This window comes from Sandaracinaceae bacterium (assembly GCA_016706685.1).
Classification (GTDB): Bacteria; Myxococcota_A; Polyangia; order Polyangiales; family Houyiibacteriaceae; genus JADJJE01.
This window is the reverse complement of the sequence record JADJJE010000008.1, coordinates 216027-241532: the sequence shown is the minus strand read 5'-3', so window position 1 is coordinate 241532 and position 25506 is coordinate 216027. Positions and strand designations below refer to the sequence as shown.

The following is a 25506-nucleotide window of genomic DNA, read 5'->3' as shown; positions in this document are numbered from 1 at the left end:
ATGCCTAGACTGCTTACTTCCCTCCGCCCGCTGTGCGTCGCGCTGCTCGCCCTGTGCAGCGCGGCGCCGGCCCTGGCCCAAGACCGAGCGCCAGCGCCCCAGACGCCACGCCCCGAGCGCGTGGACCTGGCCCCCGACGCACACGCCTACGCCCTGGTGGTGGGCAGCAACCCGGGTGGCCCGGGCCAAGAGCCGTTGGCCTTCGCCGAGCGCGACGCCCAGCGCATGGCCGAGGTGCTGACGGAGCTGGGCCACTACCCCGCCGCGCGCGTGGACCTCCTGCAGGCGCCCTCGCGCGCTCAGCTGGCCGGCGCGCTGCGGCGGCTGCGCCAGCGCCTGTCGGTGCACGACGCGCGCGGCGAGCAGAGTGTGGTCTTCTTCTACTACTCGGGCCACGCCCAGTCCCAGGCGCTGCGCCTCGGCAGCGAAGAGTTCCCGCTGACCGAGCTGCGCGCAGCCATCGACGCGCTGCCGTCGACCCTCACGCTGGTGGTGCTCGATGCCTGCCAGAGCGGCGCCTACTCCCGTGTGCGCGGCGCCGACCCGGCCGCAGACTTCTCGCACAACTCCATTCAGCAGCTGCAGACGCGCGGCGTGGCGGTAATGGCCAGCAGCAGCGGCGACGAGCTCAGCCAGGAGTCCGAGCGGCTCTCGGCGGGCTACTTCACGCACCACCTGCTGGTGGCCCTGCGCGGCGTGGCCGACGAGAACCGCGACGGCCGCGTGGCCCTCGACGAGGCCTACCGGTACGCCTACGCGCAGACGCTGCTGGACACCTCGCGCACGGCCGTCGGGCGGCCAGCACGTCACGCTGGTCACCAACCTCACGGGGCACGGCGCGGTGGCGCTCACGTACCCGGCGCGCGCCTCGGCGCACCTCGAGCTCCCGGCGGCGCTCGAGGGCCAGCTGCTGATCACCCGCGCGCGCGGCGGTGCCGTGATGGCCGAGCTCACCAAGGCCGCGGGTGCCGCGCTGCGCCTCGCGCTGCCGGCGGGTCGCTACCACGTGCTGTGGCGCGGCGAAGACGTCATCCGCAGCTGCCCCGTCACTCTCCCAGCGCGCGGCGTGCACGTGCTCAGCGCGAGCGGCTGCCAGGAGATCAGCGAGGAGCAAGCCACCGCCCGTGAGGCCCACGCGGGACCCAGCAGGGCGTGGGGCCTCGAGCTCGGCTTGGGCTTCAACCAGGAGGGCCGCAGCAGCGACTACACCGAGCGGCTCACGTCGTTCGGCTATCAGTCGGGCTTCTTCGACTGGGACTGGAACGTCCGGATGTCCACGGCGGTCGAGCGCCAGCTGCGCGGTCCCCTCAGCCTGCTGCTCACCTTCGACAGGCTCGAGGACCGCTCCTTCAACCGCGGCTTCTTCGACGACACCCACGACACCTTCCACTGGCGAGCGTGGGCCGTGGGCCTCCAGCTGCGCGGGACCTTCCGGCTCGCGGGCGACTGGCTGTACGGCTACGCGCAGGGCGGCGCCGGCCTCGGCATCGCCCGCAGCCGCTTCAACCCGGGCCGCGAGCAGGAGCCCACCAACGTCCGCGTGGACTATGGCGTCCAGCTCAGCGGCGCGCTCGGGCTTCGCTTCATGCCGTGGGACCACATGGGGTTCCACCTGCAGGTCGGCTACTCGTTCGCGCCCATCCTCCAAAACGACCTGGGCGACCGCCACGACAGCGGCGGGGTCTCCATCGTCACCGGCCTCCGGGCTCAGTTCTGAAGCGAGGCGTCCATGACCAGAGCACATCACCTCATCGTCCCCGTCGCGCTCGCGGCCTCACTCTTGGTGGCCGGCTGCGACGAAGAAATCGAAGACCCTTCGTTCCAGGCCTGGTGTGGCGACACCCTGTGCGCGTGGGACCTCGAAGCCGGCCGCATCGCGCGCGTGGGCACCTGGCACCCGAGCGACTACGGCGTGGACCTGGTGGAGACGCCCACCATCCTCTCGCAGGTCACCGGCAGCCCCACCAGCGAGCTGCTGGACGTCGAGGTGCTGGACGTGGAGCGCTACTGCGGTGATCTTGGGGGCCTCTACCTGCCGGACACCAACGACTGCATCCGGCAGGTGAGCACCTCCGCCAGCAGCTGCATGCGCTTCGAGGTCACGGCCGACGTGGAGGACACCGCGCAGGTCATGATCGAGGTGGACTACGGCGCCGACGGAAGCGTGGACCACATGCAGCCGATGGTCGCGAGCGACTGGGAGCCGGTGTCGTTCCTGACGAGCCTGCCCACGTGGCCCGGACTGGTGCGCTATCGCATCCACAAGCGAGGCACGGGCCGCGCCGTGATCGCGCACTTCGGCGTGCGCCTCGCCACGGACTGCGTGGACCCGGTCACCGTGGACGAGCGCCCGCTGGGCGTGGCCTGCGAGACGGGTGCGCAGTGCGCGGGAGGCGTGTGTGCGAGCATCGCCAGCTGGCAGGCCTGCAGCGAGTGCACGGACGATCTCGGCTGCGGCGCTGGCGAGACCTGCCAGGTGGTCCTGGAAGAAGCGCACCCCAATGGGGCCTACCGCACTTGCAGGACGGCGCCGTAGTGGCACCTCTAGCCCCTCGATGGACATCTACCGCCGCTATGGCCCCGCGCTCGTGCGCAAGGCGACGCGCCTCCTGGGCAGCCAGGATGATGCCCTCGACGTGGTGCAGGGCCTGTTCACGGACCTCTTCGAGCGTGGCGTCGTGGACGTCGAGCTCCCCTACCTCTACCGCGCACTGACCAACCGCTGCCTCACCATGCTCCGCAACCGCACCACCCGAGCCCGACTGCTGCAGCGCGAGACCCGCGCGCTGCATCCGGTGGCGCGCACCCGCAGCGACGAGTGCGTGCTGGGCCAGGACCTGTTGCTCAAGCTGGTGGACCGGCTGGACGAGTCCACACTCGAGGTGCTGGTCTACCGCTACTGGGACGACCTCGATCAGACCGAGATCGCGAGCGTGATGGGCGTGAGCCGCAAGACCGTGGTGCGCCGCATGGCCACGCTGCGCGAAGAGCTGACAGCGCTGGGCGCGCTTGCCGCGGGTGGGGAGGAGCTCGATCATGAGTGAGCTCACCTGCACCGGCACGCCCGTGTCGTGGCTGCGCCTCGAGCGCCTGGCCTTGGGCGAGCTGTCTGGCGACGAAGAGCCGCAGGTCGAGGCGCACCTGCGTGAGTGCCCCGCGTGCCGCGCCCGCGCCGCGGAGTGCCGAGAGCCAGTGGCGCTCTTGCCGCTCCCACTCGGCGCGGCGCAGACCCCCGCTACCGTCGGTGGGCCAGGCGGCGCAGGTGCGCTGTCCGCGGACCCGCGCCCGCTGGCCACCGTGGTGCGTCACCCACGCTTCCAGCCGCGCTCGCGCTGGGTGCTGCCGCTCGCGCTCGGTTTGGCGGCTGCTGCCGCGGTGGCCCTCGCGTTCTTGCCGGACGCGGCGGAGGACCCCGTGCGAGGCGTCACGCGCGTGGTGCCGAGTGACCCGCCGGCCGAGACCGTGGGGGCCACCGACGCGGCCGCCCACCGTGACGACCCGACCCTCACGCTCCTGCGCGAGCGCAACGGCGCCGTGGTCGAGGACGCCCCGAACTTCCTGGTGTCCGACCGCTTTGCCATCCAGCTGACCTGCCGCCCGGGCCAGGAAGGCCAGCAGCGCGTGGCCGTGTACCAGAACGGCGAGTGGAGCCTGCCGCTCACCGACGAAGGCGAGCGCTGCGGCAACCGCGTGCGCGTCCCCGGCGCGTTCCGCCTGAGCGAGGCGAGCCCCGCCGAGATCTGTGTGCTGTGGGGCGAGACGGCGCTGAAGGCATCGACCGCGAGCGCCGAGCTGCCCGCCCCGAGTGCGCTCACCGAGGCGTCCTGCCGGCGCGTCGAGCCGGTGGTGCCCCCGACCCTGCGCTGACGCGTCGCACGCCGGAGGTGCACCCCGACGCTGCGTTGGGCCCTCGCCTCGGCGTGCATTACCTCCTCACGTAATCGCCGGCGGATGCGTGCGGCTCCAGGCTGTGGACATGTCTCACCACCACGGCCACTCCGCTCCGACCCGCTCCACTCCCACGACTGCTGCCGCCAACGCGCCCGCGCTCACCGAAGCCGAGGTGAGCGCCCGCCTGCGCGGCGCGCCTGATCGCATGCTCTCCGTGGGCCACGCACAGCTCGCCTACTGGCGCTTCGGGCAGGGGCCCGACGTGGTGTGCGTGCACGGCTGGCCCCTGCATGCCGCCACCTGGCGCCGCATCGTGCCGCTCCTGGCCGGTGAGTTCACCGTGCACCTGATCGACCTCCCCGGGGCTGGGCAGAGCGTGTGGGACGCGGGCTCGCGAATCGGCATCGTCGAGCACGCGGAGTCCGTGCGGGCGGCCATTGCGCTCCTGGGGCTCGAGCGCTTCGCCTACGTCGGTCACGACAGCGGCGCCGCCATCGCGCGGCTCGCGGCAGCCAACGACCCACGCGTGTTCGCGAACGTGATCGCGGACAGTGAGATCCCCGGCCACACGCCCTGGCAGGTGTCCGCGTTCATCCGGCTCAGCAAGGCCCCCGCGCTGTATCGCGCTGTCGTGCGCTCGCTGCGCTTCGGCTGGCTGCGACGCTCCCCGCTCGGCTTCGGCGGCTGCTTCACCGACCCACGCTATGTGGACGGCGAGTTCGGCCGCTGGTTCATGACCCCACTGATCCACGACGCGCGCGTGCTCGAGGGCCAGACGCGCCTGCTCGCGAACTTCGACCACGCCGCCATCGACGCGCTACGCCAGGCGCACGCGCACCTGCACGCCCCTAGCCTGCTCGTGTGGGGCGCGAACGACGGCTTCTTCCCCATCGACAAGGCCCGCGCGATGCTTCCGCAGTTCACGGCGGGCGCCGAGCTGATCGAGCTCCCGCACGCACGCCTCTTCCCCCAAGAGGACCACGCCGAGGCCTTCGCAGAAGCCACTCGCGCCTTCCTGCACCGCCACGCACCCGCACCGCGCTGACCCCTCACCCGCTAGCTGACGTCTTCGACACCCACTGACGCGAGCGCCGCGCACACCCGCGCGGTCTCGTCGTCGAGCGGGAAGTAGCTCTCGATGCGCAGCTCCTCGAGCGTGACGTTCTGCGGCGCGTTGAACGTGGTGATGGTGGTGAAGAAGCCGAGCTCGAGGTCGTCGCGGCGCAGACGGATGGCCAGGGTGGGCGCGCTCGGGGCCCCGAGGTCGGGCTCGCGCAGCTCGGGCGGCACGTGCGGCGCATCGAACACGCTGGCCACCAGCTCGCGCAGCGCGCGGTCGCCGGGGTTGGCCAGGATCTCGCGGTGCACGCGCCCAGCCAGGTCCCGCGCCACGCTGGGCCAGTCCAAGATGAACGGCCGCGCCAGCCGCGGGTCGAACACCATGCGCAGCGCATTCAACGGGGCGTCGCCTCCCAGCGCCAGCGGATCCAGAACGAAGCGCGGCAGGATGCGCAGCGCAGCTTGGTTGGCCCGCACCACGTCGTAGCGCGGGTTCAGCACGGTCAGCGGATACGGCTCCTGCTGCGCCAGCATGCGCGTGAGGGCCTGCTCGATGGCCGGCGTGAAGGGCCCCTGCGCCTCGGGGAACTCCCGCCCGAAGCCCGCCGCGCTGAGCAGCGCGTTCTGGTCGCGCAGCGGCACGGCGAGCGCGTGACCGAGGCGCAGCACCATCTCACGGCTCGGCGTGGCACGCCCCGTCTCGAGGAAGCTCAGGTGGCGCGCCGACACGCCCGCGTCGAGGCCGAGGTCCAGCTGGCTGCGCCCACGCTGCCGCCGCCAGTGTCGCAAGAGCGCCGGGAAGAGGCCCGCCTGTGTCAGCTCCATTCTCCGGTTGTAGCGTCTCGCGCCGTCGCTCGGAAGCCGGTGCGACCCAACCCACGCGTGTCCCCCTCCGCTGCTGGCCCGTGCGCGGCGCCCCCCGGCGCCGCACACGTGGTCACACTCAGCGCATGCGGCTGCTCATGCTGCTGGCGCTGCCACCGCCGCGCGAGCTGCCACCGCGGCCGGCCGAAGCCACCGGGCGAATGAAGCCGTTGCCCGTGACACCCGCCGGCACGGCAGGCGCGTCGAGCACGCCCACCGCCGCCGCCGGCAGCGCGGTGAACATGGCCGCGAGCGAGGCCACGTCACGCCATGCGCGCCCGAAGAAGCTGCCCGCGCGGATGGCCGCGGGGTCGATGCCGTGGTCCCACGTGGTGGGCGAAGGGAAGCGCGTGTCCACCAGCACCCGGTGCGGCGTGATGTAGAGCGGGTTCTGGCCCAGCTGCTCGGGGTGCGCGGGGATGCTGCCGTCGGCGTTCACGGTGAACAGGAACTCGCGCACGGCCGTGCCGGCGATGCGCACCTCGCAGCTGTAGTTGCCCGGATGGGTGGCCAGGTCGTAGCCGCCGCTGAAGCCGCGGCCGCCGTACGAGAACGCCGTCGCGAGCTCGTAGTAGATGTAGCCGAAGGAATCGTCGGTGGCGCCCTGCCCGTGATAGACCTCGGCGTCACCACCGCGCTGGTGCATCATCACACCGGCCACCTGGATGTTGTCGCGGATGCGCTCGCCGTTGAGCGAGCAGCGCAGGCTCAGGTCGTCCGGACGCAGACCCGCCGAGCCCGGGTTGGCCCAGAAGGTGAACATCACGCGCGTGTCGCCCTCGGCGAACGGCGCCTGGCGCAGCCAGATCGTGGACGCCCCGAGCAGCTCGTGGTTGTTCACGTAGTTCTGGTAGGTGTAGTCGGTGCCGTAGTTCCAGTTGGGCGCAGCCCCCACGCGCACGGCGAGCGGGCGGAACGGGATCACGCGGTCGTCGGCGTCATCCCGGTAGGTGAGCTGGATGGTGGCGTCCTCGGCGGTGTCGATGACCTGCTCGGTCATGCAGCTGAACGTCCCCACCGAGTAGTCGCCGAGGCTCGGCCAGCGGAAGCCGTCGTAGCCCTCCACCGAGCAGCGCGCCGTGGTCACGACGCGCGTCCCGACCTTGTACTCGAGGGTGATGGCGTCCGCCTGCTGGAGCGCACGCCCGTGCACTTGACCGCTCACGGTCACCCGGAACTTGTAGCCATCGCTGCTGCCGCCCGTGCCGAGGTCCACCCGCAGAGAGGCCTCATCGAGGTAGCGTGGCGGAGGGCCGGAGGTCGCTGCCGCCGGCGCCAGGCCGAAGGTGCGCGGCTGTGCGTGAGCGGAGGAGGTCGGCGCTACGAGCGCGGCGCCGAGCAGCGCGAGCCCCACGATGCGCCCCGTGGCGCGGGCCCACCCCTGTGTCGTCGTGTTCATGTCGTGATCGTCCTTGTGAATTAGCCGAGCGCGAGCGACGTGCCCGCACCCCAGTCTCGGGAAAACTGGCACGCACGACGTCAGGACCCCGGGGCATATGCAGTCCGGAACGCGCTCACTCGGCGTCCAGATCGGGTCTATTTTCTACATATTTTGCATGTTTCCGTGCCCACGGAAACGGCTGCGCCGCAGCCTCAGCGGCCTCGGGTGGCCAGGTAGCCCAGCCCCGGGAAGTGCTGCCCGAAGAAGGCGCCCACCTTGCCGTGCCCCGTGAATACGAACTCGCGCTTGCGCTTGTAGATGCCCCGCACCATCACGCGCGCCGCCTTGTCGGCCGGCCACATGAGCTTCGCCGGGCGGCGGTCTTCGCGCTCGGCGTCGAAGTGACCCTGGTTGTCCACCTGCGCGATCTCGCTCTCGACGAAGCCTGGATGGATGGTGGTGCAGCTGACCCCCGAGCCGTGCAGCTCCGCGCTGAGCGAGGCCCCGATGACCCGCACCGCGGCCTTGCTGGCCGAGTAGGGCGCGAGCCCCGGCGCCGGGAACAGCGCCGACACGCTGCCGATCAGCGCGATGCGCCCCTTGGTCTTCTCGAGGTGCGGCAGCACCGCGCGGCACGTGGAAGCGAGCCCGATCACGTTCACGTCGAACTGCCGGCGCCAGTCGGCCGCGCGCAGCTTCTTGATGCGCCCCGCCACCGAGAAGCCCGCGTTCGCCACACACACGTCCAGCTTCCCGAAGTGACCGACCACGGCGCTCACCGCCTCGTCGATGCTGTTCTCGTCGGTCACGTCGCAGGGCACCACCAGCACCTCGGCACCGCCCGCGCGCAGCTCGGCGGCGGCCTCGTCCAGCCGGTCACGCCGGCGCCCGGAGAGAGCCAGCTTGGCCCCCTCGGCCGCAAACTCGACTGCCAGGGCCTTGCCGATGCCCGTGCCGCCACCCGTGATCCAAACGACGTTGTCCTGAAAGCGCTTCGCCATGGCGGCAGGTATACCAGCCCGAGACGAAAAAAAACGGCCCCCAAAACCTGTGGACAACCCCTGTGAGCTGCGAGGGACAACCCCTGTGGGTATCCGGTGGACGACGTACTCCACAGTCCATCCCCGAAACCGTCCACAGCCACATTTCCTTGTTTTGTCTTTTTATTACATGCAGTTGCGCCACTGATCGCACTATCCACAGGCCCTGTTAAGACGACGAGATCTTTAAATTACCTTTCATGATCTCCTCTACTCAGGCCCCAACCCCCTCGCTCGCGTTCCCACGCGAGTCCTTTCCCGCCGGGCCCGTTTCGTAGTAGAGAGCGTCTCCCATGGAGTTCAGCATCAGCAAACGCGATTTCCTCCGCTGTCTGGCCCGCACACACGCGGTGGCCGACCGGAAGAGCTCGATGCCCATCCTGTCGAACATCCTGCTCGCGACCGAGGGCACGGACCGCGTTCGGCTCTCGGCCACGGACCTCTACCTCGGGGTCACCTCGCTCTCCGTCGCGGACGTCAAGCGCGCGGGCAGCGTGGCCATCTCGGCGCGCACGCTGTTCGAGATCGTGAAGAACCTGCCCGAGGGCGAGGTGAGCTTCAGCGTGGGCCCCAACCACGCCTGCGAGATCCGCTGCGGCAAGGTGCGCTACAAGATCCCCGGCATGGCGGACGATGACTTCCCGCCGCTGCCCGTGCCCGAGAACGCCACGTTCGCGGAGCTCGACGCCGCGCGCCTGGGTGAGCTCATCGGCCTCACGCAGTACAGCATGTCGCACGACGACACGCGCCCGCACCTGTCGGGCACCCTGCTCGAGATCGACGGCGGCAAGCTGCGCCTGGTCACCACCGACGGCCACCGCTTGTCCAAGGCCGAGCACGCCACCGGCGTCACCATCGAATTCACCATGCTGGTGCCCCACAAGGGCGTCACCGAGCTCAAGCGCATGATCGAAGAGGCGCGCTCGGACATCAAGAGCGGCGACGCCGTGGCCACCGTGGCGGTCGCCAAGACCAAGGGACACGCGTTCTTCGTGCGCGAGGGCCTGAGCCTCAGCGTGAAGCTCGCGGACGAGCAGTTCCCGCCCTACAACAAGGTCATCCCCAAGCAGCAGAGCAAGCGCGTGGTGGCCTCGCGGGCCCGCCTGGTGGAGTCGCTGCGGCGCATCAACCTGGTGGCCAACGACAAGAGCGGCGGCGTGCAGCTGCACCTCACCCCGGGCCTCCTGCGCGTGCAGAGCCAGAACCCGGACGTGGGCGAGGGCATGGAGGAGCTCGAGGTGGACTACGCGGGCGAGCCGCTCTCCATCGGCTTCAACGCCAAGTACCTGCTGGAGGCGCTCAACGCCCTTTCGCACGATGAAGTGGCGCTCGAGCTGAACGGCGAGGTCGACCCCGGCGTGCTCAAGCCCGTGGGTGACGGCGCCGACTTCGTGGGCGTGGTCATGCCCATGCGCATCTGAGAGAGGGTGTGAAAAGTCGCTCGAGCGCGAGTGCGACGCCCGACCGGATGCGTCGCCTCGAGTGGGCTGGCTGGATCCCCGTGCTGATCTTCGGGAGCCTCGGCGCGCTGCGCTTCAGCACGCTGCACAACCAGACGTTCGACCTCGCGTTCTACGCGCGCATGGCGCACGGGATGGCGCGTGGCGACCTGTACGACCCGATCGTGGGCGCGCACGTGCTGGGGCTGCATCTCTCGCCCATCCTGCTCCCGCTCGGGCTGCTCGGACTGCTGTTCGGGCAGGTGCCGGTGCTGCTGCTGGCGCAGACGCTCAGCGCGGGGCTGGCGGCCCAAGGGCTGGCGCGGCTGGGGGCACAGCGGCTCGGTCCGTGGGGGGCGCTCACGGGGCTGGTGTTCGCGCTGCACCCCAACGTGGGGCACGTGCTCAGCTACGAGTTCCACCCGGGGACGCTCGCGCTCGCGCCGCTGGTGGGGTCGCTGCTCGCGCTCGACCGTGGGGACGCGCGTGCCTTCGTGTGGGCCACGCTGGGTGTGCTCGCCTGCCGAGAAGACCTGGCGGCCATCACGGCGCTGACGGGGCTGGTGGCGTTGCTGCAGCCCCGCTCGCCAGCCATGCGCGCCGCGGGGCGTGGCGTCTTCATGGGGTCGCTGCTCTGGCTGGTGGTCTTCGTGGGCATGGTCGCGCCGCGCTTTGCGCCCGCGGCGGGAGGCTCGCTCGACGCGCACTTCGGTCACCTGGGCGGCAGCTTCGGGTCCGCGCTCGCAGCCGTATTCACGCAGCCTGCGGCCGTGCTGGCGCACCTCACGCAGCCCGACAAGCTCTCGTACCTGCCGCGGGTGCTCGCGCCGCTCTTGTTCCTGCCGCTGCTGGCGCCGCGCTTCCTGCTGCCCGCGCTGCCCGTGCTGGGCATGCTCATGCTGAGCCAGTTCGAGACCACCACGCAGCTGCGCTCGCACTACCTCACGCCGGCGGTGCCCGCGCTGGTGTGGGCCGCCGTGCACGGCTTCGCACAGGTGAAGCCGCACTGGCAGCGGCAGGTGGGCGTGGTGGTACTCGGCGCGACGCTCGTGACCTTCGTGCTGGCGGGCGTGGGGCCGCTCTCGCTGCGCTTCTTCGCACCCTACTACCGCGAGGATGCGCGCACCGAGGCCGGGCGCGCGGTGCTCGCGGTCATTCCGCCGGACGCCAGCGTGCAGGCGCCCGACGTGCTCTTGCCGCACCTCGCCGAGCGGCAGACGGTGCACCGTGCAGCCCCTCCCGAGCGGCGCGTGGACTTCTGGGTGCTGGACGTGTCGCATCGCGATCGCTACGCGGGGCAAGGCACGCTCCTGCGCACCTCGGAGGAGCCGCGCGTGCGGGACTTCATGGCGCGCAGCGACCGCGGGGTGCTGCTGTACCGACCGCCCTTCGTGGTGCTCGAGCGTGGGCGTGATCCCCGCGCCGCGCTCGCGGCGTTCGAAGACACCACCGATGCTGGCGAGCACCCCGCGGTGGCGCTCACGGCGTGCCTCGCGATCACGCACGCGACCGCGCTCCCGGCGGGCGCCGTGCGGCTCCACTTGCGTGCCACGGGCCCATGCCCGGCCGACCTCGCGCTGCGCGTGGGCACCCAGCCGCGGCCGAGGCGCGTGGAGCTGCTGTTCGGAGGCGCCGTGTCGCCCGTGCACCTGCGCGCGGGGGACCAGGTTTTCACGGACTACGAGGCTGTGTTGGTGGATCGCGAAGTGGGCGGTGGCGTCCTCCACGTGGGTGCGCTGCGTTCGAGCGGCGCACGACCCGATCCCGGCGATCCCACGTCCGTGATGGTCCCCGTGCTCGCTCAGTAGCCGATCGCGGGGGTCCCGCTCACGGCGGCGCCTACTCGACGAGTGCGCCGTACAGCTCCGGCCGCCGGTCGCGGAAGAAGCCCCAGTTGGCCCGGTAGCGGCGCAGCTCGTCGCGGTCGAAGCTGGCCATGGCCACCCCCACCTGGTCGCGGTCCATGTCGGCGTGCAGCTCGCCGCGCTGGTCACAGATGAACGACGACCCGAAGAAGCGTTGCTGCCCCTCGAGCCCCACGCGGTTGGCGGCCGCCACGGGCATGGCGTTGGCCACGGCGTGGCCGATCATCACGCGCCGCCACGGGTCGCGGCTGTCGAGCTCGGGCTCCTCCGGCTCGCTGCCGATGGCCGTGGGGTACAGCAAGAGCTCGGCGCCCGGCGAGCGCCATGACGCGCGCGCACTCCGGGAACCACTGGTCCCAGCAGATGCCCACGCCCACGCGCCCGTGCCGCGTGTCCCACACCTTCATGCCCGTGTTGCCCGGCCGGAAGAAGAACTTCTCCTCGTAGCCCGGGCCGTCGGGGATGTGGCTCTTGCGGTACGTGCCCAGCACGCGGCCGTCGGCGTCCACCATGGCCACGGTGTTGTAGTAGCTCTGCTTGTCCTGCTCGAAGACACTCACGGGGATGACCACGCCCAGCTCCGCCGCCAGCGCCTGCATGCGCTCCACCGTGGGGTGCGCGTCCATCGGGTGCGCCAGGTCGAAGTGCTCGGGCAGCTCCTGCTGGCAGAAGTACGGGCCCTCGAACAGCTCGGGCGGCAGGATGATCTGCGCGCCCAGCTCGGCGGCCAGGCGGATCAAACGCGCCACCTCGTCCACGTTCTCGCTGCGGCTGGCGCGACCGAGCGCGCACTGCACCACGCCAATGCGCAAGAGGCTGTTGGAGCCGGGGGTCTGTGTGCTCATGGCTTCGCTCCGAGTGCGCCGGCAGGCGTGGGTTGTTGCTGAGATGCACAGTGCAGCCCTCCGCCCCCCACGATCAATCCCCGCGTGGGCACCAGCACCACCTCGCGGCCGGGGAAGTGGGGCGCGAGGGCCGCGCGCGCCAGCTCGTCGCCGGGCACGCCGTAGGCCGGCAGCAGCACCGCGCGGTTCGCGATGTAGAAGTTGCAGTAGCTGGCGGGGGTCAGGAAGTCGTCGATCACCACGGGGCCAGGCGACGGGATCGTGATCACCTCGAGCACCTCACCGCGCGCATCACGCTTGCCCGTGAGCGAGTCGATCACCGCTTGCAGCCCCTCGCGGTTCGGGTCGTCGGCGTCGCGCGGGGCCATGCACACCACCTTCCCGGGGGCGATGAAGCGTGCCAGCGTGTCGATGTGCCCGTCGGTGTGGTCGTTCAGGAGGAGGCCCTCGGCGAAGTGCACCACCTGTGCGCCCAGCTGCTGCTTCAGCGCCTCGGCCGCGGTCTCGCGCGTCCAGCCGGCGTTGCGCGCCACCACGCACTCGGTCACCAGGAACGTGCCCTGGCCGTCGGTCTCGATGCCGCCGCCCTCGAGCACGAACTCGGCGCGCTGCGCGGGGACCCCGGCGAGCGAAGCCATGCGCAGCGACACGCCCGGGTCGCCGGGCATGTCGAACTTCCCGCCCCAGCTGTCGAAGATGAACGAGCGCGCCCCGAAGGTGCCGGTGGCCTCCTCCACGAAGATGCAGCCCGTGTCGCGCACCCAGCAGTCGCCGTAGGGCCCCTGGTGGTAGCGCACGCCCGGCAGCTCGCCGATCAGCGCCTGCGCTCGCTGCTGCACGGCCTCGTTGCGCACCAGCAGCTCCACCCGCTCACCGGCGGCCACCAGCGCGCGCGCGAAGGCCGCGATGTCACTCTGCGCGTTCTCGAGGTGCCCCTGCCACTCGTCGGCGATGTGCGGGAAGGCGAGCCAGCAGGCGTCGTGCGGAGCCCACTCGGCGGGCATGGTCGGGGTGGTCATGGGGCGAGGCATCCCATGGACGGGCCGCGCCATCAATGCCCGTGGCGCTTCCGGCACATCGACCGCCACTGTTGCGGATCCGTCACCCCGGCGTTGCGTGCTCGCCGCGATCCGTACCGAGAGTGGCGCCCAATGAACGAACCCACTTCACACGACGACATCGAATCCACTCCCCCTTCGCTCACCCTGGTCCCTGGGCTGCGCGTCGAGCGCTTCCACGGGCGGTCGTCAAAAGGTGACCGCGGCGGGCGGCCACGACACCGCTGACGAGCATCCAGCCTCCTACCGCGAGTCGGCCGCACGGGTCGTCCGGTACGAGGAAGAGCACTCCGTCATCGCCTACGACGAGCCCTGGCGCTGGACGCACCTGGTGGGGTGGTCGTGCTGCCTCTTCTGGAACGGTGTGACGGCGTTCTTCTTGACGCTCAGTCCTTGGCTGGCGCTGTTCCTCGCCGGCCACTTGTACGCGGGCGTCTCGATGGCCTACGAGATGCTTCGCTGGGGCCGGAGCAAGTTCACGCTGGTGGTGAGCCCTTCGCACCTGGAGTGCGAAGTGAGGCCTTTCTCCTCTGTCTGGGCGTGGCGGGCGAAGCGCGAGGACATCGCAGATGTCCTGGTGACCCAGCGTCTCTTCAAGGACGACTCCACTGACTGGGCAGAGTGGATCGTCTCGGTGCGCCTCAACAGCCAGGCGACCCACGTGCTGTTCCGCAGGAACTCCGCGCCCGACGCTCCGCTCCCTGAGGGCATGGATCAACTCGCCCGGCACCTGGCCTATGAGCTCTTGCGACCCGTCACCCGCGAGGTGCGCGATGAGCGCAAGGGATGACCGCCATCACCGCGCCGCGAACGCGTCCACGCGCTCGAACGGGATGTGGTCCGAGATGGCCGAGCCGTAGAACACGTCCACCAGCGTGCCGTCCGGGCCGATGAGGAAGTCGCCCGGGATGCGGTCCATGGGGCCGTCCGGGGACATGCCGCCCACCTTGAGCTTGGCCGCATCCAGCATGCCGCTCAGGTTGCGGGGCTGCAGGAAGCCCAGCACCGAGCGCTCGAGGGCGTACTGCTCGTAGAGCTTCATCTCGGGGTCGGCGAGGATGGGCAGAGGCGGCTCGTCGCCCTCGAGCACGTATTCGCGCACCTTGTGGCCAGGCGACTGGAACACCGCCACCACGGCCACGCCGCTCTTCGAGAGCACGTCCACGCGGCGGTAGATGGCCCGCACGCGCACGTTGCAGAGCGGGCAGGAGGCGTAACGGAAGAAGGCGAGCCAGAGCTTCTGGCCCTGGTAGTCGGCGAGCGAGACGGACTTGCCGTCCCAGGTGGTGGCGCGGAACACGGGGGCGGGCTGACCGATGGCGAGGCGCATGGGGCTCCGTACGCGTGAGGGGCGCGGGCGTTTCGTCGTGCGCGGACCGAGCTGGGCGTGGCTGCGCCCGGGGGAGCGTGGCCGGTGAGCCACGACGCTGCGGCACCGCGGCCGCGGCCGGGTTGCGCGCCGCCACGAAATCGCCTCAATTCGCGGCGCTCGCGGCCGGACCCCGTTGGATCCGGGCTTGCACTGCCACCTGCCCGATGCTCCTCCGCTCCATGTCCTTCGCCCTGTGGGCTGGCCTCGTGCTGGCCGGCGCCCTCGTTCACGGCGCCACGCCCAGCCAGGCCGGCGCTGACGGTGAGCCCAGCGACCCCAGCGAGCCCGACCCGCGCCGCGGCCGGCCCGTGACCTTCACCGACGAGTGGAGCCAGCCCAACCCGGGTGTGCGTTACCTGCGGCGCACCACCACGCGCCCTGCGGTGATCCACGCCGTGGTGGTGGACCTGAGCACACCCGGCGTGCGCGTGGAGGCCACCCGCCACGACGACCGCTGGTCCACCGTGAGCGAGTTCGCCAACACGGGGCCCGGCTACGTGGCGGCCATCAACGGCGGCTTCTGGTCCAGCTTCGCCGACCCATACGGCCTCCAAGTGGGCGGCGGCGAGGCCTGGCCCAGCATGGAGGACGACGGCGAGAGCAGCCTCTTCGCCATCCGCGCGGACGGGCGCGCGCGCATCACGCACCGCATCGGCGGCAGCCACCCCAACAACCACTACCGCGCGGCGGTGAGCGGCATCCCCACGCTGGTGCGCGCGGGCAGCGTGGCCAACGGCGAGATCGACCGCATCGGCGCGGCCCTGGGCCGGCACCCGCGCACGGCCGTGGGCGTCTCGCGCGACGGGCGCACCGTGTTCCTGGTGGTGGTGGACGGACGGCGCGGCGGCAGCCGGGGCCTCAACCTCTACGAGCTGGCCGACTTCCTGGCCGACATCGGCGCGCACGACGCCATCAACCTCGACGGCGGCGGCTCGAGCGCCATGTTCTTGCGGCGCGCGGGCGGCGTGATCAACGCGCCGAGCGGCGGCCGCTGGGAGGCCCGCGCGGGCTTCGGCGCCGACGAAGTGGAGGTGGCCGAGCGCAACAGCGACGGCGAGCGCCGCGTCTACGTGCGCGGCGTGGAGCGCGAGGTGATGAACCACCTGGGCGTGGTGGCCCCCGAGCCCCCACCGATCGCCAACGACAGCCACAGCGTGCTGGACGTGCCGGTGGCCGCGGGCGCCGTGGTCATCTTGCCGCCGCGCCAGTCGCAGTTTCGCTTTGGGCGCCTGCGGGAGAACCTGCGCTGGGCGCTGCCGCTCAGCGCGGTCTTGTTCGGCTTCACCGTGTGGGCGGTCCGGCGCAAGCGACGTGGGACGGGGCTGCTGCGGCGCCAGGTGGGCTGACCTCGAACGGCTACATCATCCCCAGCTCTTTGAGCTGACCCACCAGCTGGTCCCAGCTCCAGTGCACCTTGAGCGAGACGAGCTTGCCCGCGTCGTTCACCTCGTAGATGCCCACCATGTCCACCACGGTCTGCTTGCCGCCGCCGAGGTTGTTGGTGACTTGGAGCACGGCCGCGCAGGTGTTGGCGCACGGGATGCGCTGCGACGCGACGATGTTCATCTTGGCGCGCCCGATCACCTTGTCCCAGAAGCCCTCGATGGCGGCCTTGCCGCGGTGCCCCTGGCCCGTGGGATCGAGCGGTGAGGGGCCGACCGGGTCGGACAGGAACGCGTCGTCGGCGAAGAGGCTCAGCCAGGACTGCTTGTCGCCCGCCGAGGCGAACGTGGCGGAGTGGATGCTGGCCAGCACGGCCGGGTGGGTGGTCTCGGTCATGGGCGCAGGTGTACCACTCTGCGCGCGCGCTCAGGGCTGCGAAGCGCTGCTCTCTTCGTGGGCCCGGATGGCCAGGTCACGGGCGAGCCGCCCGGCGGGCCCCGCGAGGACCTCGTCCACGCCGCACACGCGGGCGGCGATGCGTTGGGCTGTGCCCATGCGGTCGAGCGCACCGAGGTCCACCAGCATGGAGTAGAGGGCGCCGCCGGGAACGGGGTCGATCACGCTCTCGTGTGGGGTGACGCGCTCCCCGTCGATCCACAGGTCGCCCGTGCACGCGGCTTCCCGTCAGCAGCGGGAAGGGGTCGGCATCGAGGCACGCGTAGTGCGCTTCGATGCCGCAGCCCGTGATCACGTAGCCGCTCTCCGACGACTGCACCGTCTCGGCCTCGCACGAGTGCAGCGCCTGGAAGCGGATGCTCACGATGCGCCGCTGCCGCGCGGAGGCGCACCCTCCGAGCGTGGACGCCAGGACCAATGCGACCAATGCGACGAAGACGCCGCCAACCCCTCGATGAAGTGTGTTCACCACCGACGCTAGCCAGCCCGTGATGACCTGTCGAGGGTGCCCTCACACCGCGAGATCGTGCTCGAGCTCCCTCGCCAGCGCCTCGAGCGCGCGCCACACGGCGTCCACCGCGGGCACCTTGCGGAGCGTGCGCGGCGCCACGAGGTAGAGGTCCACCGGAGGTGACGCCGGCGCCTCCACCGGGAGCGGCGCGAGGTCCGGGAAGAGCGCGCAGAGCGCCCGCGTGAGCACCGCCACGCCGAGCCCAGCGCGCACGGACTCGATCTGCGCGAGGTGGCTCGAGATGCGCAGCGCGGGCTCGATGCCCAGCTTGCGCAGGTACGCCGCGTCGGGCGACACCCCGCCCGCGAGCTCGAGCGCGATGAAGCGGAGGTCGTGCAGCGCGAGCGGTCGCTTGGCCATGCCGCGCGGCCCGAGGATGGCGGTGGGCAGGCGCGCGATGCGCTTCTCCACCAGGTCGCCGTCCGCCGTGCGGAAGAAGCGCACGGCCAGGTCGGCCTCGCGCCGGCCGAGGTCGGCGGCCTGCTCGCCCAGCACCAGGTCGATCTCGAGGCCCGGGTGGCGCTCGCGCAGCGGCACCAGCAGCCGCGGGATGAGGATGTGCACCGCGAACGACTCGGTGGTGGCCAGGCGCACGCGCCCGGTCACGTGGCTGCCCTGCGCACGCACCGCGTCCCAGCACGCAAACGCGGCGCGCTCCACGTCGGCGGCGCGCTCCGCGAGCACCCGCCCGAGAGTGGTGGGCGTGGGGCCACGCGCCGTGCGATCGAAGAGGGCACCCCCGAGCAGCTCCTCGAGCGCCGCCACGCGCCGGCTCACGGTGGACTGCTCCACGCCCAGCGCCTTCGCCCCCGCGCTGAACGACTCGGCGCGGAACACGGCCAGAAACACACGGAGGTCGTCCCAGCGAGGCTCGTCCATGCGCCGAGTGTGCCACACCCGAGCCATGCAGGAACGCATGGGTCACATGCGCATTCGCGGATGCCACGGCTGCGCGGCGTGCGGCATGAACATGGGCATGAACCACATCCTGCTCGTCCTCGGCCACCCGGCTCCCAACCGCTTCCTGCACGCCCTCGCGGAGCACTACCAGCGCGGCGCGCTCGCGACGGGCGCGCACGTGCGTGTGCTGGACCTGGCCCAGCTCACCTTCGACCCGAACCTGCGCCACGGCCACGACGCCGACCAACCCCTCGAGCCCGACCTGGTGCGCGCGCAGCGCGAGCTGGTGGAGGCCGCCCACGTGGTGTTCTTCTTCCCCATGTGGTGGGTGGCCCCGCCCGCGCTCGTGAAGGGCTTCGTGGACCGCGTGTTCCTCCCCGGCTTCGCCTTCCGCTACCCGCCGGGAGGCGGCTACCCCGAGGGGCTCCTGCGTGGCCGCTCGGCGCGCGTGGTCGCCACCATGGACTCGCCTGGTTGGTACTACCGCTTCTTCCGGCGCAGGGCGCTGCACCAGGCGTTCACGCAGGGCACCCTGCGCTTCTCGGGCTTCGGGCCGGTGCACGAGTCCACCGTCTATGGCCTGCGCAGCCTGTCGGCCGCTCAGCGTGAAGCGTGGCTCGTTCGCCTCGAACGCGAGGGCGCGAAGGACGCGCGTGCGGTGCTGCGCAAGAGCCCAGCGGCCGTGGCGTCGCTCTCGGCTGGGGCGTAGCGGGCCACGGCGTCAGTCGCGGCGCAGCAGCACGCCCAGCCCGGCGGAGGCGCAGCGCACGGCTTGGTCGCGCAGGCTGCACGCCATGGTCCGGAGCGCCTCGTCATACGCACTGTCGCCGTCGAGCGAGGGCGCTCCTTCGCTCAGGGCCAGCAGCGCGTCCACCTCGCCCGCCAGCGAGCGCGCTTCTTCCGCGTCGAGCCAGCCGAGCACGCCTTCCCCGTGGCCCCCGTCGCCCCAGCCCCACGCGGCGGCTCGGCGCGTGAGGCGCGTGGCCAGCTGCACGAATGGGACGTCGCGCGCGAGGAACGCGTCCGGGTCGTCGCGCCCGTGCGCGCGCTCGTGGAAGCACGCCAAGTGGAAGGCCGTGCCGTAGCGGCCGAGCACCACGTCGGCGGGCTGGGGCGCGCAGCACGCGAGCACGGCTGCTTTGACGCGCGCGCCGAACACCTCGGCGGACACCCGCGCCGATTGAGACACGTGCATGGGGCAGCGCGCGCTCACCGCGCAGGATTCCGAGCTGCAGGCGCCGTTCAGGAGCGGGATCACTAGCGCCATTGCGGCCGGCGACGCCGCGGCGATGCCGAGCGTGTCGTCCAGCAGCGCGCAGTCCCGCTCGAGGTGGACGTCCGCTTCTGCCGCGAGCTCCGCTCGGATGGCGGGCGCGGCGTGCGCACGCAGGCGATCCACGTCGAACGCACAGAGGGTGGAGTACGCGCCCATGACCGCCCAGCCTACCTCGCGACCGGCGCCGACGGTGTAGGATGCGCTGCATGCACGTCACCGCGCGCGTCGTCTTGGCTCTCGTGATCGCGCACGGCCTGGGTTGCTCGCAGGGTACCGGTGCGGGCGGCACATCCGACCCTTCGCGCAGCGGGACCCATGCGGAGCAGGCGGCCACGGTCACACGCGGCCAGCTCCGCTTGGCCATCCGTACGCGCGCCTATGGTGAGCAGGTCGCCCGGCTCACGGATGGGCCGATCATTCGCCCCGTGGCGGGGGACCTGGTCGCCGTCGTGATGGTGGACTCACCGCGCACGGCGCGCGGCTTTGGTGCTGCGGACGCCGAGGCCTTGGGTCTGCCCGCCGACACGGTGTACGCGGTGGCGCTCGAGAACACCCTGGCCGAGCTCACCCTGCTGCCGGGCTCGGTGCCGCCCGCTTGTGGCTCGGTGATGGCCATCCAGAACGGCTACTACTACGAGTCCACGCGCTTGCTGGCCATCTCCGGCCGCGCCACCACCACCACCACCACCGCGCCGGTGCTCGTCGCGCTGCCGGCCTATGACACGGTGCTCATCGGCCAAGACTGCGGCGCCGAGTCGAGGGTGGCGCTCAGCGCGATCGCCGGGGGAGTGGGCGCTGCGTCGCCGGTGCCGCTGACCAGCACACTGTTCCGTGTGACCGTCGATGGCATCACGGCCCTCACGCCGTGACGGTCTCACAGACCTACGCAGGTGGCCCTTTGGCGGTCAGCCCGCGTGCGGATGCACCAGCACTCGGACCCGCGAGTCGGGGAAGGCGATGCTCGCCTCTGTGCGGCTCAGCGCGAGGTAGGTGGGCGGCAGGTCGAGCGGCGTGTCCAATGGCCGCTCCGGGCTCGGCGCCGAGCTGGGCGTGCTGGTCTCCACGGCGGCGAGCTGGTTCCACACCGCGGACGCCTCACTCGGATTCGCCGAGAGCGTCCAGGACTCCGCGCATCGACGCCGCGTTCTCTCGGAGCTGGGCGAGGGCCTCGTCCAGCGTGGCGTTGGCGGGCTCCTGGCACGCGCGCACGCGAGACCGTCTCAGCGTTTGATCCAAGTCGCGCTGCAGGATCGACCTGGTCGCGAGCTCCTGTCCCTCGGGTGGATCGGTCGGGCTCGCGACGACCCTGTTGGGGCAGCGAGCCGTCAGAGCCGCCCGCGCAGAGAGCACGACGGAGCACGCTTCGCTGAGACCGGCGTAGGACAGCTCGCCCTCGCACTCTAGGCAGGTCTCCCCCTCGGCTTCGGGGTCGGCGCGTGCACGATGGGTCGTGTCCACCGCGAGCCCTGTGGCTCGCGCTGTGCCGCACTGTGCCACCGGCGGACGGAACGAATCGTGCTCTCTGCCACGATGATGACGCTCGTCTCCCCTCGCGGCCGCTCGATGCCGCGCCTCCTCCTGATCGCCGCGGGGTGGGCCGTCACCATCGCCACCAGCCCTCCCGCCCGAGCCCGTGGAGACGGCCTCTGTGGACGTGACGCTCGCAGTTGGGCCCGCCGCGCCGAGCACCGCCGTGATCGAGGTCGCGGTCTTGGGCGCGTTCATCGGTCAGAGGAAGTTCGTCTGCGCGTTCGTCTCGGACGGTGCGGACCCGGATGGCCGCCTCTCCGATATCGGCGTCACCATGGAGGCGGTCACTCTCGACCCGGACGTCGCGCTGGTGCCTCGGGCGACGTCCCTGACGGAGGTGGCGAGCGGAGAGATCACCACGTGGGACCTCGACGCGTGCGCAGAGCTCACTTGCACGCAGGACCCCTGCGGCGGGCGCCTCGCGATCACGCTGGTGGACCTCGGGGACCCGAGCGCCACGCCTCCCCCGGACCCCGGGCGGCTCGAGCCGCTGGCTCTCCAGCTCGTTGTCGTGGTCGACGCCGAGCCGGGCGCTCTCCCCGGCGAAGCCAGCGTCACGTTGGTGGAGACGCAACCTTGACCCGTCGTGCCTCGGACCTGCTGCTCACGCCCCTCTTCCTCGTTACTCTGACGGCGTGGGCGTTCAACGACCACGTGCTGCGACGCATCGCGCCCGGGGTGCTGAGCGGCAAGCTCGGCGACGCGGCGTCGATGGTGGTGTTCCCCATCCTCGTCGCCGCCACCTTCGCGCCCCTCGCACGGCGCCTGCGCGTGGACGAGCGCCACCTGGTGGACGCTGCCGCGCTGGGCACGGCCCTCTTGCTCGCCGCGATCCAGTTCCAACACGGCGTCGCCCACGCCTACCAGTGGGCGCTCGGGACCGTGCAGTACGCGGTGGGGTGGTCGTCCTATCCCGTGCTCGCGGCCCACACGATGGACCCGACCGACGCGCTGGTGACGCCGCTCGCGATCCTGCCCGCGCTCGCCATGCGGGGTGTGCGTCTCGCGGAGCTCGTGCGCCGGCGTTCGTTGCCGCTCGCAGGAGCGATGACGCTCGTCGCCGTCTCGGGCTGCGGTGGGCAGGCGTGGGCCGGGCACGCCGACCTGCGCTTGCACGCCGGGGCCACCGAGAACGTCCAGTTCGACCGAGACGGCCAGCGCGTGGGCGAACACCGCGCCGGCGTCGCGGGTGCGTCGGCCGACGTCCAGCTCCGCGTCCGAAAGCGCGCCGTGCTGGGTGGCATCGCCGCCACGGCCTCGGGCTGGGTCCCCCACATCGAGGAAGACTACGCGCGCTACGGAGCCTACTCGGATCGCTACCAGGCTCTCTCTCTCGCTCCCACGGTCACGCTGCTGGGCGACAACGTGGTGATCCGCGCGGGCGTCGGCCTGACGCTCGCCACGGGTCGCGGTCAGCAGGTGGACGCGTTCCGGGCCTTCCCCTTTGGCTTCGTGCGCATCGAGCCCGGTCGTCCACGGCACGTGGTTCACCCCGTCATCCAGCTCGGCTCCACGGATGGGTTCCTGTGGGACGCGCGCATCCTCGCCGGCGGGGCGTCGTTCTCGTTTACGCGCGGCTACGTGGCGCTCGGAGTGGCCGGAGGCGCGCGCATCGGCCCAGCGCTGCACGGCACGCGCGTCCAGGCGTGGACGTTCGCGACGTGGGGCGGCACGCTGGTGGACCTCTACGCCTGGCTCGAGCTCCAGGTGCGCGTCGCCCCACGCGCGAGCCTGCTCGTGAGCGCCCAAGGGGGCTTCCAGCTGCCCGTGGTGTCGCTCGGGCTCCGCTGGGACCTCGACCTGGCCGGTTCGCTGGCGACAGGGGCGATTCGCCCGGAGGTCACGCTGCCCAGCGGGCGGTAGCCGGGCGGCGGGCGTCGTGCTCGCCGATGCGCGGGGTTGAGCCGGCCTGCGGGAACGTGCCATCGTGCGCCCATGGAGACGGGACAACGTCTGGTTCGCCCGCTGGCACTGCGCTGGGGCTTGTCTGTGGTGGCGCTTGCGGCACTGCCCGCGTTCGCACTCTTCTTCGCGGGGTACGCCGAGACCGACTACGACGACCAGGTGATCGAGGCGATCCTCGCGGACGCCGCCGGAGACCCCGAGGCGCCCGACGCGGCCACGTTGGCTCCCCAGCTCGAAGCGCTGCGCCACGGGGGCTTCTGCGCGGGGCCCGACCCCGTGCTCGCCGACGAGGTGTGCGCGGACTACGCCCAGTTCGCGGGGGCTCGCACGGCCGCGTACGTGGCGTTGGGGGTCTCGCTCTTGGCGCTGCTCTTGGCGCTCGCCTGCGCGCTCGCGGCGTTTCTCTCGCGCACCGCCGAGGCGCTGGCGCTGCGCGTCGGGTGGGAGGGACTCCGCCTGCTGTGCGCGGCCGAGGTCATCCTGCAGGCGGGCTTGGCGGTCTGGCTGTCGTTCTGGGTGACGGCCATCCTCACCGAGAGATACTTCATCAAGCTCATGCTCGTGGTCGGAGCGCTCGCGGCGATGGCGGTGTGGAAGGTGGTGCAGGCCATCTTCCGGCGCGTCTCGCAGCCGGGCTTCGTTTCGGGACGGCGGCTCGACGAAGAGCAGTGCGGCGGCCTGCGCACGCACGTGAACCAGCTCTGCGAGGCGCTCGGCACCGAGCCTCCCGACCAGATCGTGGCGGGCATCGACGACAACTTCTTCGTCACCGAGCACCCGCTCGAGACCGGAAGCGAGCTGCTCGAAGGACGCACGCTCTACGTGAGCCTGCCGCTCCTGGACACCATGACCCGCGCGGAGGCGAGCGCCGTGCTGGCCCACGAGATGGCGCACTTCGCGGGCGGGGACACCCAGCACTCGCGCAAGCGAGGCCTGCTGCTGTCGCGCTTCGACCAGTACATCGGGGCCCTCTACGAGGGAGTGCTGAGCATCCCCATCGGCGTGTTCATGGGGGCGTTCCGCGACCTCGTCGGGCTCGCGGTGGCGCAGAAGCAGCGCGAAGACGAGTTCCGGGCAGACCGCCTCGCCGCAGAGCAGACCAGCGCCGAGGGCATCGGGCACGCGCTCGTGCGCCTCGCCGCGTACTCGCAGTACCGCACGCGCGTGGAGAACAACCTGTTCTCGGCCAGCGGCACGCACGCGGACCTCGGCATCGCCCAGCGCGTGGCCACTGGCTTCCTGCCCTTCGTGCAGACCTCCGAGTTTCGCGCCGAGCTCGACGCGCTGACCGTGCCCCACCCCTATGACTCGCACCCGCCGCTGCAGGAGCGCCTCGCCGCGGTGGGCGTCCCCACCGACCCAGCCAGCGTCGCGGAGGTGCTGCAGCCGCACACCGAGTCCACGTGGCTCGACGAGGTCGAAGGCGGCCGCGAGCTCGAGCAGGCCATGTGGGAGACGTACGAGGCGCGCTTCAAGCAGGTGCACGAGCACCAGCTCGCCTACCGCTACCGCCCGGACACGCCCGAAGAGGAGGCCCACGTGCTGCGCTTCTTCCCCGACGTGACCTTCGACGGAAGCGGCGTGGAGGTCACCCTCACCTACGCCGAGGTGCGCATCCACGGCGAAGACCCGCTGCCCTACGGCCAGATCGTGGACGCGCGTGTCGAGGACCGGCGCTTCGGCAAGTACCTGGACCTGAAGCTACGAGGCGGCGGGCTGATCGGCGGCAAGCGCTCGATCAAGGTCCACGAGCTGTACGAGAAGGAGAACTTCCTCGCGACCTTCGGGGACTACTACGGGCGGCACCTGGCGATGGAGAAGTACCAGGCGGGTGGTGGCTGAGTGCGAGCTCGTTAGAGGGGAGCGTTCAGCCAGTCGAGGACGTAGGAGGGAGGCATCCCCGCTGGTGTGGGTGGACCCACGCCGCACTCAAAGTCGGCGGGAAACTCGCCCTCGAGTGAGATCGCGTCCCTCGCGCCCCGTGCACGGCGAGCAAGCAGACGCCCTGCCGTGTCACGCTCGAACAACGTTGTATCCTCCTCGCCAAAGGCCTCGATCGTGTGGGACGCGAGTCGACCCTGCGAGTCGTACGTCAGCGTGTGTGTCTCTGCATCGCGCGCGTACGACATGACGCGTCCTGCTGGGTCGTACTGGAATGTTGTGACGTCCGCGGGCTCGCCGTCTTCGGGCGGCACACGGTCGCAGGTTAGGGTGGAGATGCTCCCACGCGTGTCGTAGGCGATGCTGCAACGCGCCGTCACAGCGCCGTTCGTCACGTGGTCACGGCGGACTAGACGACCCATGTCGTCGTATCGGTAGACTAGACGGCCTTGTTCAGGACCCCGACTCGTACCCTCCATCATGTAGGCACTCGCCGACTCGACGCGGCCATCGGAGCGGTATGCCAACACGACCTCAAAGGCCGGCGCTCCGCCAATTTCTTGATGGATCTCGACCAGCCGTGGGCCCTCGTATTCGAGGGTCGTATCTCGCGCAGGTGCGCCAGTGAACTGGGTTCGCACGCGCACCATGCGACCTCCTGCATAGTCGACGACACGGAGCCCAGTCGACCGAGCCTCCTCACACTGGCTTGTCGCCACATGGCCGTTCTCGCGGTCGACGTGCTCACCGCCAGCTCCGCAGCCGAGGGTTGAGAGCGCCGTCAGCGTCATCACCAAGCCAAGAGAGGCGTGGCTCATCTCGGGAGAGAACGGCATGCCGTGGTTCTACC

Annotated in this window: 26 protein-coding genes and 1 pseudogene; 15 read left to right on the top strand and 12 right to left on the bottom strand. The window is 71.2% G+C overall.

What is annotated here, in order from left to right:
• The 6 genes from IPI43_12610 (at nucleotide 1) to IPI43_12585 (ending at nucleotide 4936) form a co-directional block, all read left to right on the top strand.
• Nucleotides 1-1128, top strand: coding sequence for a caspase family protein (locus IPI43_12610; protein MBK7774954.1), 1128 nt, complete (start codon nucleotides 1-3; stop codon nucleotides 1126-1128).
• A complete protein-coding gene (locus tag IPI43_12605; protein MBK7774953.1) occupies nucleotides 1067-1717 on the top strand; it encodes a hypothetical protein in 651 nt (216 codons plus the stop codon). Before IPI43_12610 ends, IPI43_12605 begins: the two co-directional genes overlap by 62 nt.
• Before the next feature lie 12 nt (nucleotides 1718-1729).
• Nucleotides 1730-2536, top strand: a complete 807-nt coding sequence (locus IPI43_12600; GenBank protein ID MBK7774952.1) for a hypothetical protein — start codon at nucleotides 1730-1732, stop codon at nucleotides 2534-2536.
• Between the two features lie 19 nt (nucleotides 2537-2555).
• Nucleotides 2556-3044 carry a sigma-70 family RNA polymerase sigma factor gene (locus IPI43_12595; protein MBK7774951.1) on the top strand — a complete coding sequence of 163 codons (489 nt, stop codon included), beginning with the start codon at nucleotides 2556-2558 and terminating at the stop codon, nucleotides 3042-3044.
• Complete coding sequence (locus IPI43_12590; GenBank protein MBK7774950.1) at nucleotides 3037-3867, top strand: zf-HC2 domain-containing protein; 831 nt, start codon at nucleotides 3037-3039, stop codon at nucleotides 3865-3867. Before IPI43_12595 ends, IPI43_12590 begins: the two co-directional genes overlap by 8 nt.
• Nucleotides 3868-3976: 109 nt before the next feature.
• Nucleotides 3977-4936 carry an alpha/beta hydrolase gene (locus tag IPI43_12585; GenBank protein ID MBK7774949.1) on the top strand — a complete coding sequence of 320 codons (960 nt, stop codon included), beginning with the start codon at nucleotides 3977-3979 and terminating at the stop codon, nucleotides 4934-4936.
• An 11-nt stretch (nucleotides 4937-4947) separates the two neighbouring features.
• Here the strand turns inward: IPI43_12585 and IPI43_12580 are convergent, their stop codons facing one another.
• The 3 genes from IPI43_12580 to IPI43_12570 form a co-directional block, all read right to left on the bottom strand.
• Complete coding sequence (locus IPI43_12580; GenBank protein MBK7774948.1) at nucleotides 4948-5775, bottom strand: helix-turn-helix transcriptional regulator; 828 nt, start codon at nucleotides 5773-5775, stop codon at nucleotides 4948-4950.
• Nucleotides 5776-5893: 118 nt separating this feature from the next.
• A complete protein-coding gene (locus IPI43_12575; protein MBK7774947.1) occupies nucleotides 5894-7213 on the bottom strand; it encodes a hypothetical protein in 1320 nt (439 codons plus the stop codon).
• 194 nt (nucleotides 7214-7407) lie between these two features.
• Nucleotides 7408-8196, bottom strand: a complete 789-nt coding sequence (locus IPI43_12570; protein ID MBK7774946.1) for an SDR family NAD(P)-dependent oxidoreductase — start codon at nucleotides 8194-8196, stop codon at nucleotides 7408-7410.
• A 332-nt stretch (nucleotides 8197-8528) separates the two neighbouring features.
• Here IPI43_12570 and dnaN point away from each other — a divergent pair, with 332 nt between their 5' ends.
• Together dnaN and IPI43_12560 are read left to right on the top strand one after the other, a co-directional pair.
• Complete coding sequence (gene dnaN, locus IPI43_12565) at nucleotides 8529-9656, top strand: DNA polymerase III subunit beta (GenBank protein MBK7774945.1); 1128 nt, start codon at nucleotides 8529-8531, stop codon at nucleotides 9654-9656.
• Nucleotides 9657-9703: 47 nt separating this feature from the next.
• A complete protein-coding gene (locus tag IPI43_12560; protein MBK7774944.1) occupies nucleotides 9704-11482 on the top strand; it encodes a DUF2079 domain-containing protein in 1779 nt (592 codons plus the stop codon).
• A gap of 31 nt (nucleotides 11483-11513) precedes the next feature.
• Here IPI43_12560 and aguB read toward each other — a convergent pair.
• Both aguB and IPI43_12550 read right to left on the bottom strand, forming a co-directional pair.
• Nucleotides 11514-12384, bottom strand: a pseudogene (aguB, locus tag IPI43_12555) (N-carbamoylputrescine amidase).
• Nucleotides 12381-13403: an agmatine deiminase family protein gene (locus tag IPI43_12550; GenBank protein ID MBK7774943.1), complete on the bottom strand. Its 1023-nt coding sequence runs from the start codon at nucleotides 13401-13403 to the stop codon at nucleotides 12381-12383. Before IPI43_12550 ends, aguB begins: the two are co-directional and overlap by 4 nt.
• 235 nt (nucleotides 13404-13638) lie before the next feature.
• On the opposite strand from IPI43_12550, the gene IPI43_12545 reads away from it, so the two are divergent.
• A complete protein-coding gene (locus IPI43_12545) occupies nucleotides 13639-14232 on the top strand; it encodes a hypothetical protein (GenBank protein MBK7774942.1) in 594 nt (197 codons plus the stop codon).
• Between the two features lie 6 nt (nucleotides 14233-14238).
• Here IPI43_12545 and IPI43_12540 read toward each other — a convergent pair whose 3' ends face one another.
• Nucleotides 14239-14772 carry an AhpC/TSA family protein gene (locus IPI43_12540; GenBank protein MBK7774941.1) on the bottom strand — a complete coding sequence of 178 codons (534 nt, stop codon included), beginning with the start codon at nucleotides 14770-14772 and terminating at the stop codon, nucleotides 14239-14241.
• A gap of 221 nt (nucleotides 14773-14993) precedes the next feature.
• On the opposite strand from IPI43_12540, the gene IPI43_12535 reads away from it, so the two are divergent.
• On the top strand, nucleotides 14994-16160 hold the full coding sequence (locus tag IPI43_12535; GenBank protein ID MBK7774940.1) for a phosphodiester glycosidase family protein: 1167 nt from the start codon (nucleotides 14994-14996) through the stop codon (nucleotides 16158-16160).
• 10 nt (nucleotides 16161-16170) lie between these two features.
• Here IPI43_12535 and IPI43_12530 read toward each other — a convergent pair whose 3' ends face one another.
• The 3 genes from IPI43_12530 to IPI43_12520 all read right to left on the bottom strand — a co-directional run bounded on the left by IPI43_12530 (nucleotide 16171) and on the right by IPI43_12520 (nucleotide 18043).
• Complete coding sequence (locus IPI43_12530; protein ID MBK7774939.1) at nucleotides 16171-16593, bottom strand: nuclear transport factor 2 family protein; 423 nt, start codon at nucleotides 16591-16593, stop codon at nucleotides 16171-16173.
• A gap of 30 nt (nucleotides 16594-16623) precedes the next feature.
• A complete protein-coding gene (locus IPI43_12525; protein MBK7774938.1) occupies nucleotides 16624-16818 on the bottom strand; it encodes a hypothetical protein in 195 nt (64 codons plus the stop codon).
• 346 nt (nucleotides 16819-17164) lie between these two features.
• Nucleotides 17165-18043, bottom strand: a complete 879-nt coding sequence (locus tag IPI43_12520; GenBank protein ID MBK7774937.1) for a LysR family transcriptional regulator — start codon at nucleotides 18041-18043, stop codon at nucleotides 17165-17167.
• Between the two features lie 97 nt (nucleotides 18044-18140).
• On the opposite strand from IPI43_12520, the gene IPI43_12515 reads away from it, so the two are divergent.
• The gene (locus IPI43_12515) at nucleotides 18141-18773 is read left to right on the top strand and encodes an NAD(P)H-dependent oxidoreductase (protein ID MBK7774936.1); all 633 of its coding nucleotides are present in this window, start codon (nucleotides 18141-18143) and stop codon (nucleotides 18771-18773) included.
• A 12-nt stretch (nucleotides 18774-18785) separates the two neighbouring features.
• Here the strand turns inward: IPI43_12515 and IPI43_12510 are convergent, their stop codons facing one another.
• Complete coding sequence (locus IPI43_12510) at nucleotides 18786-19496, bottom strand: hypothetical protein (GenBank protein MBK7774935.1); 711 nt, start codon at nucleotides 19494-19496, stop codon at nucleotides 18786-18788.
• 50 nt (nucleotides 19497-19546) lie between these two features.
• Between IPI43_12510 and IPI43_12505 the strand changes: the two genes are divergently transcribed.
• Nucleotides 19547-20209 carry a hypothetical protein gene (locus IPI43_12505; GenBank protein MBK7774934.1) on the top strand — a complete coding sequence of 221 codons (663 nt, stop codon included), beginning with the start codon at nucleotides 19547-19549 and terminating at the stop codon, nucleotides 20207-20209.
• A 36-nt stretch (nucleotides 20210-20245) separates the two neighbouring features.
• Here the strand turns inward: IPI43_12505 and IPI43_12500 are convergent, their stop codons facing one another.
• Nucleotides 20246-20425, bottom strand: a complete 180-nt coding sequence (locus tag IPI43_12500) for a hypothetical protein (protein MBK7774933.1) — start codon at nucleotides 20423-20425, stop codon at nucleotides 20246-20248.
• 569 nt (nucleotides 20426-20994) lie between these two features.
• On the opposite strand from IPI43_12500, the gene IPI43_12495 reads away from it, so the two are divergent.
• The 3 genes from IPI43_12495 to IPI43_12485 all read left to right on the top strand — a co-directional run bounded on the left by IPI43_12495 (nucleotide 20995) and on the right by IPI43_12485 (nucleotide 24617).
• Nucleotides 20995-21450, top strand: coding sequence for a hypothetical protein (locus tag IPI43_12495; protein MBK7774932.1), 456 nt, complete (start codon nucleotides 20995-20997; stop codon nucleotides 21448-21450).
• Nucleotides 21447-22733, top strand: a complete 1287-nt coding sequence (locus tag IPI43_12490) for a hypothetical protein (protein MBK7774931.1) — start codon at nucleotides 21447-21449, stop codon at nucleotides 22731-22733. Before IPI43_12495 ends, IPI43_12490 begins: the two co-directional genes overlap by 4 nt.
• Nucleotides 22734-22805: 72 nt before the next feature.
• Entirely contained in the window at nucleotides 22806-24617 is a 1812-nt protein-coding gene (locus IPI43_12485; protein ID MBK7774930.1) for a M48 family metallopeptidase, read from the top strand.
• Nucleotides 24618-24628: 11 nt separating this feature from the next.
• Here the strand turns inward: IPI43_12485 and IPI43_12480 are convergent, their stop codons facing one another.
• The gene (locus IPI43_12480) at nucleotides 24629-25492 is read right to left on the bottom strand and encodes a hypothetical protein (protein MBK7774929.1); all 864 of its coding nucleotides are present in this window, start codon (nucleotides 25490-25492) and stop codon (nucleotides 24629-24631) included.
• Nucleotides 25493-25506 lie beyond the last annotated feature (14 nt).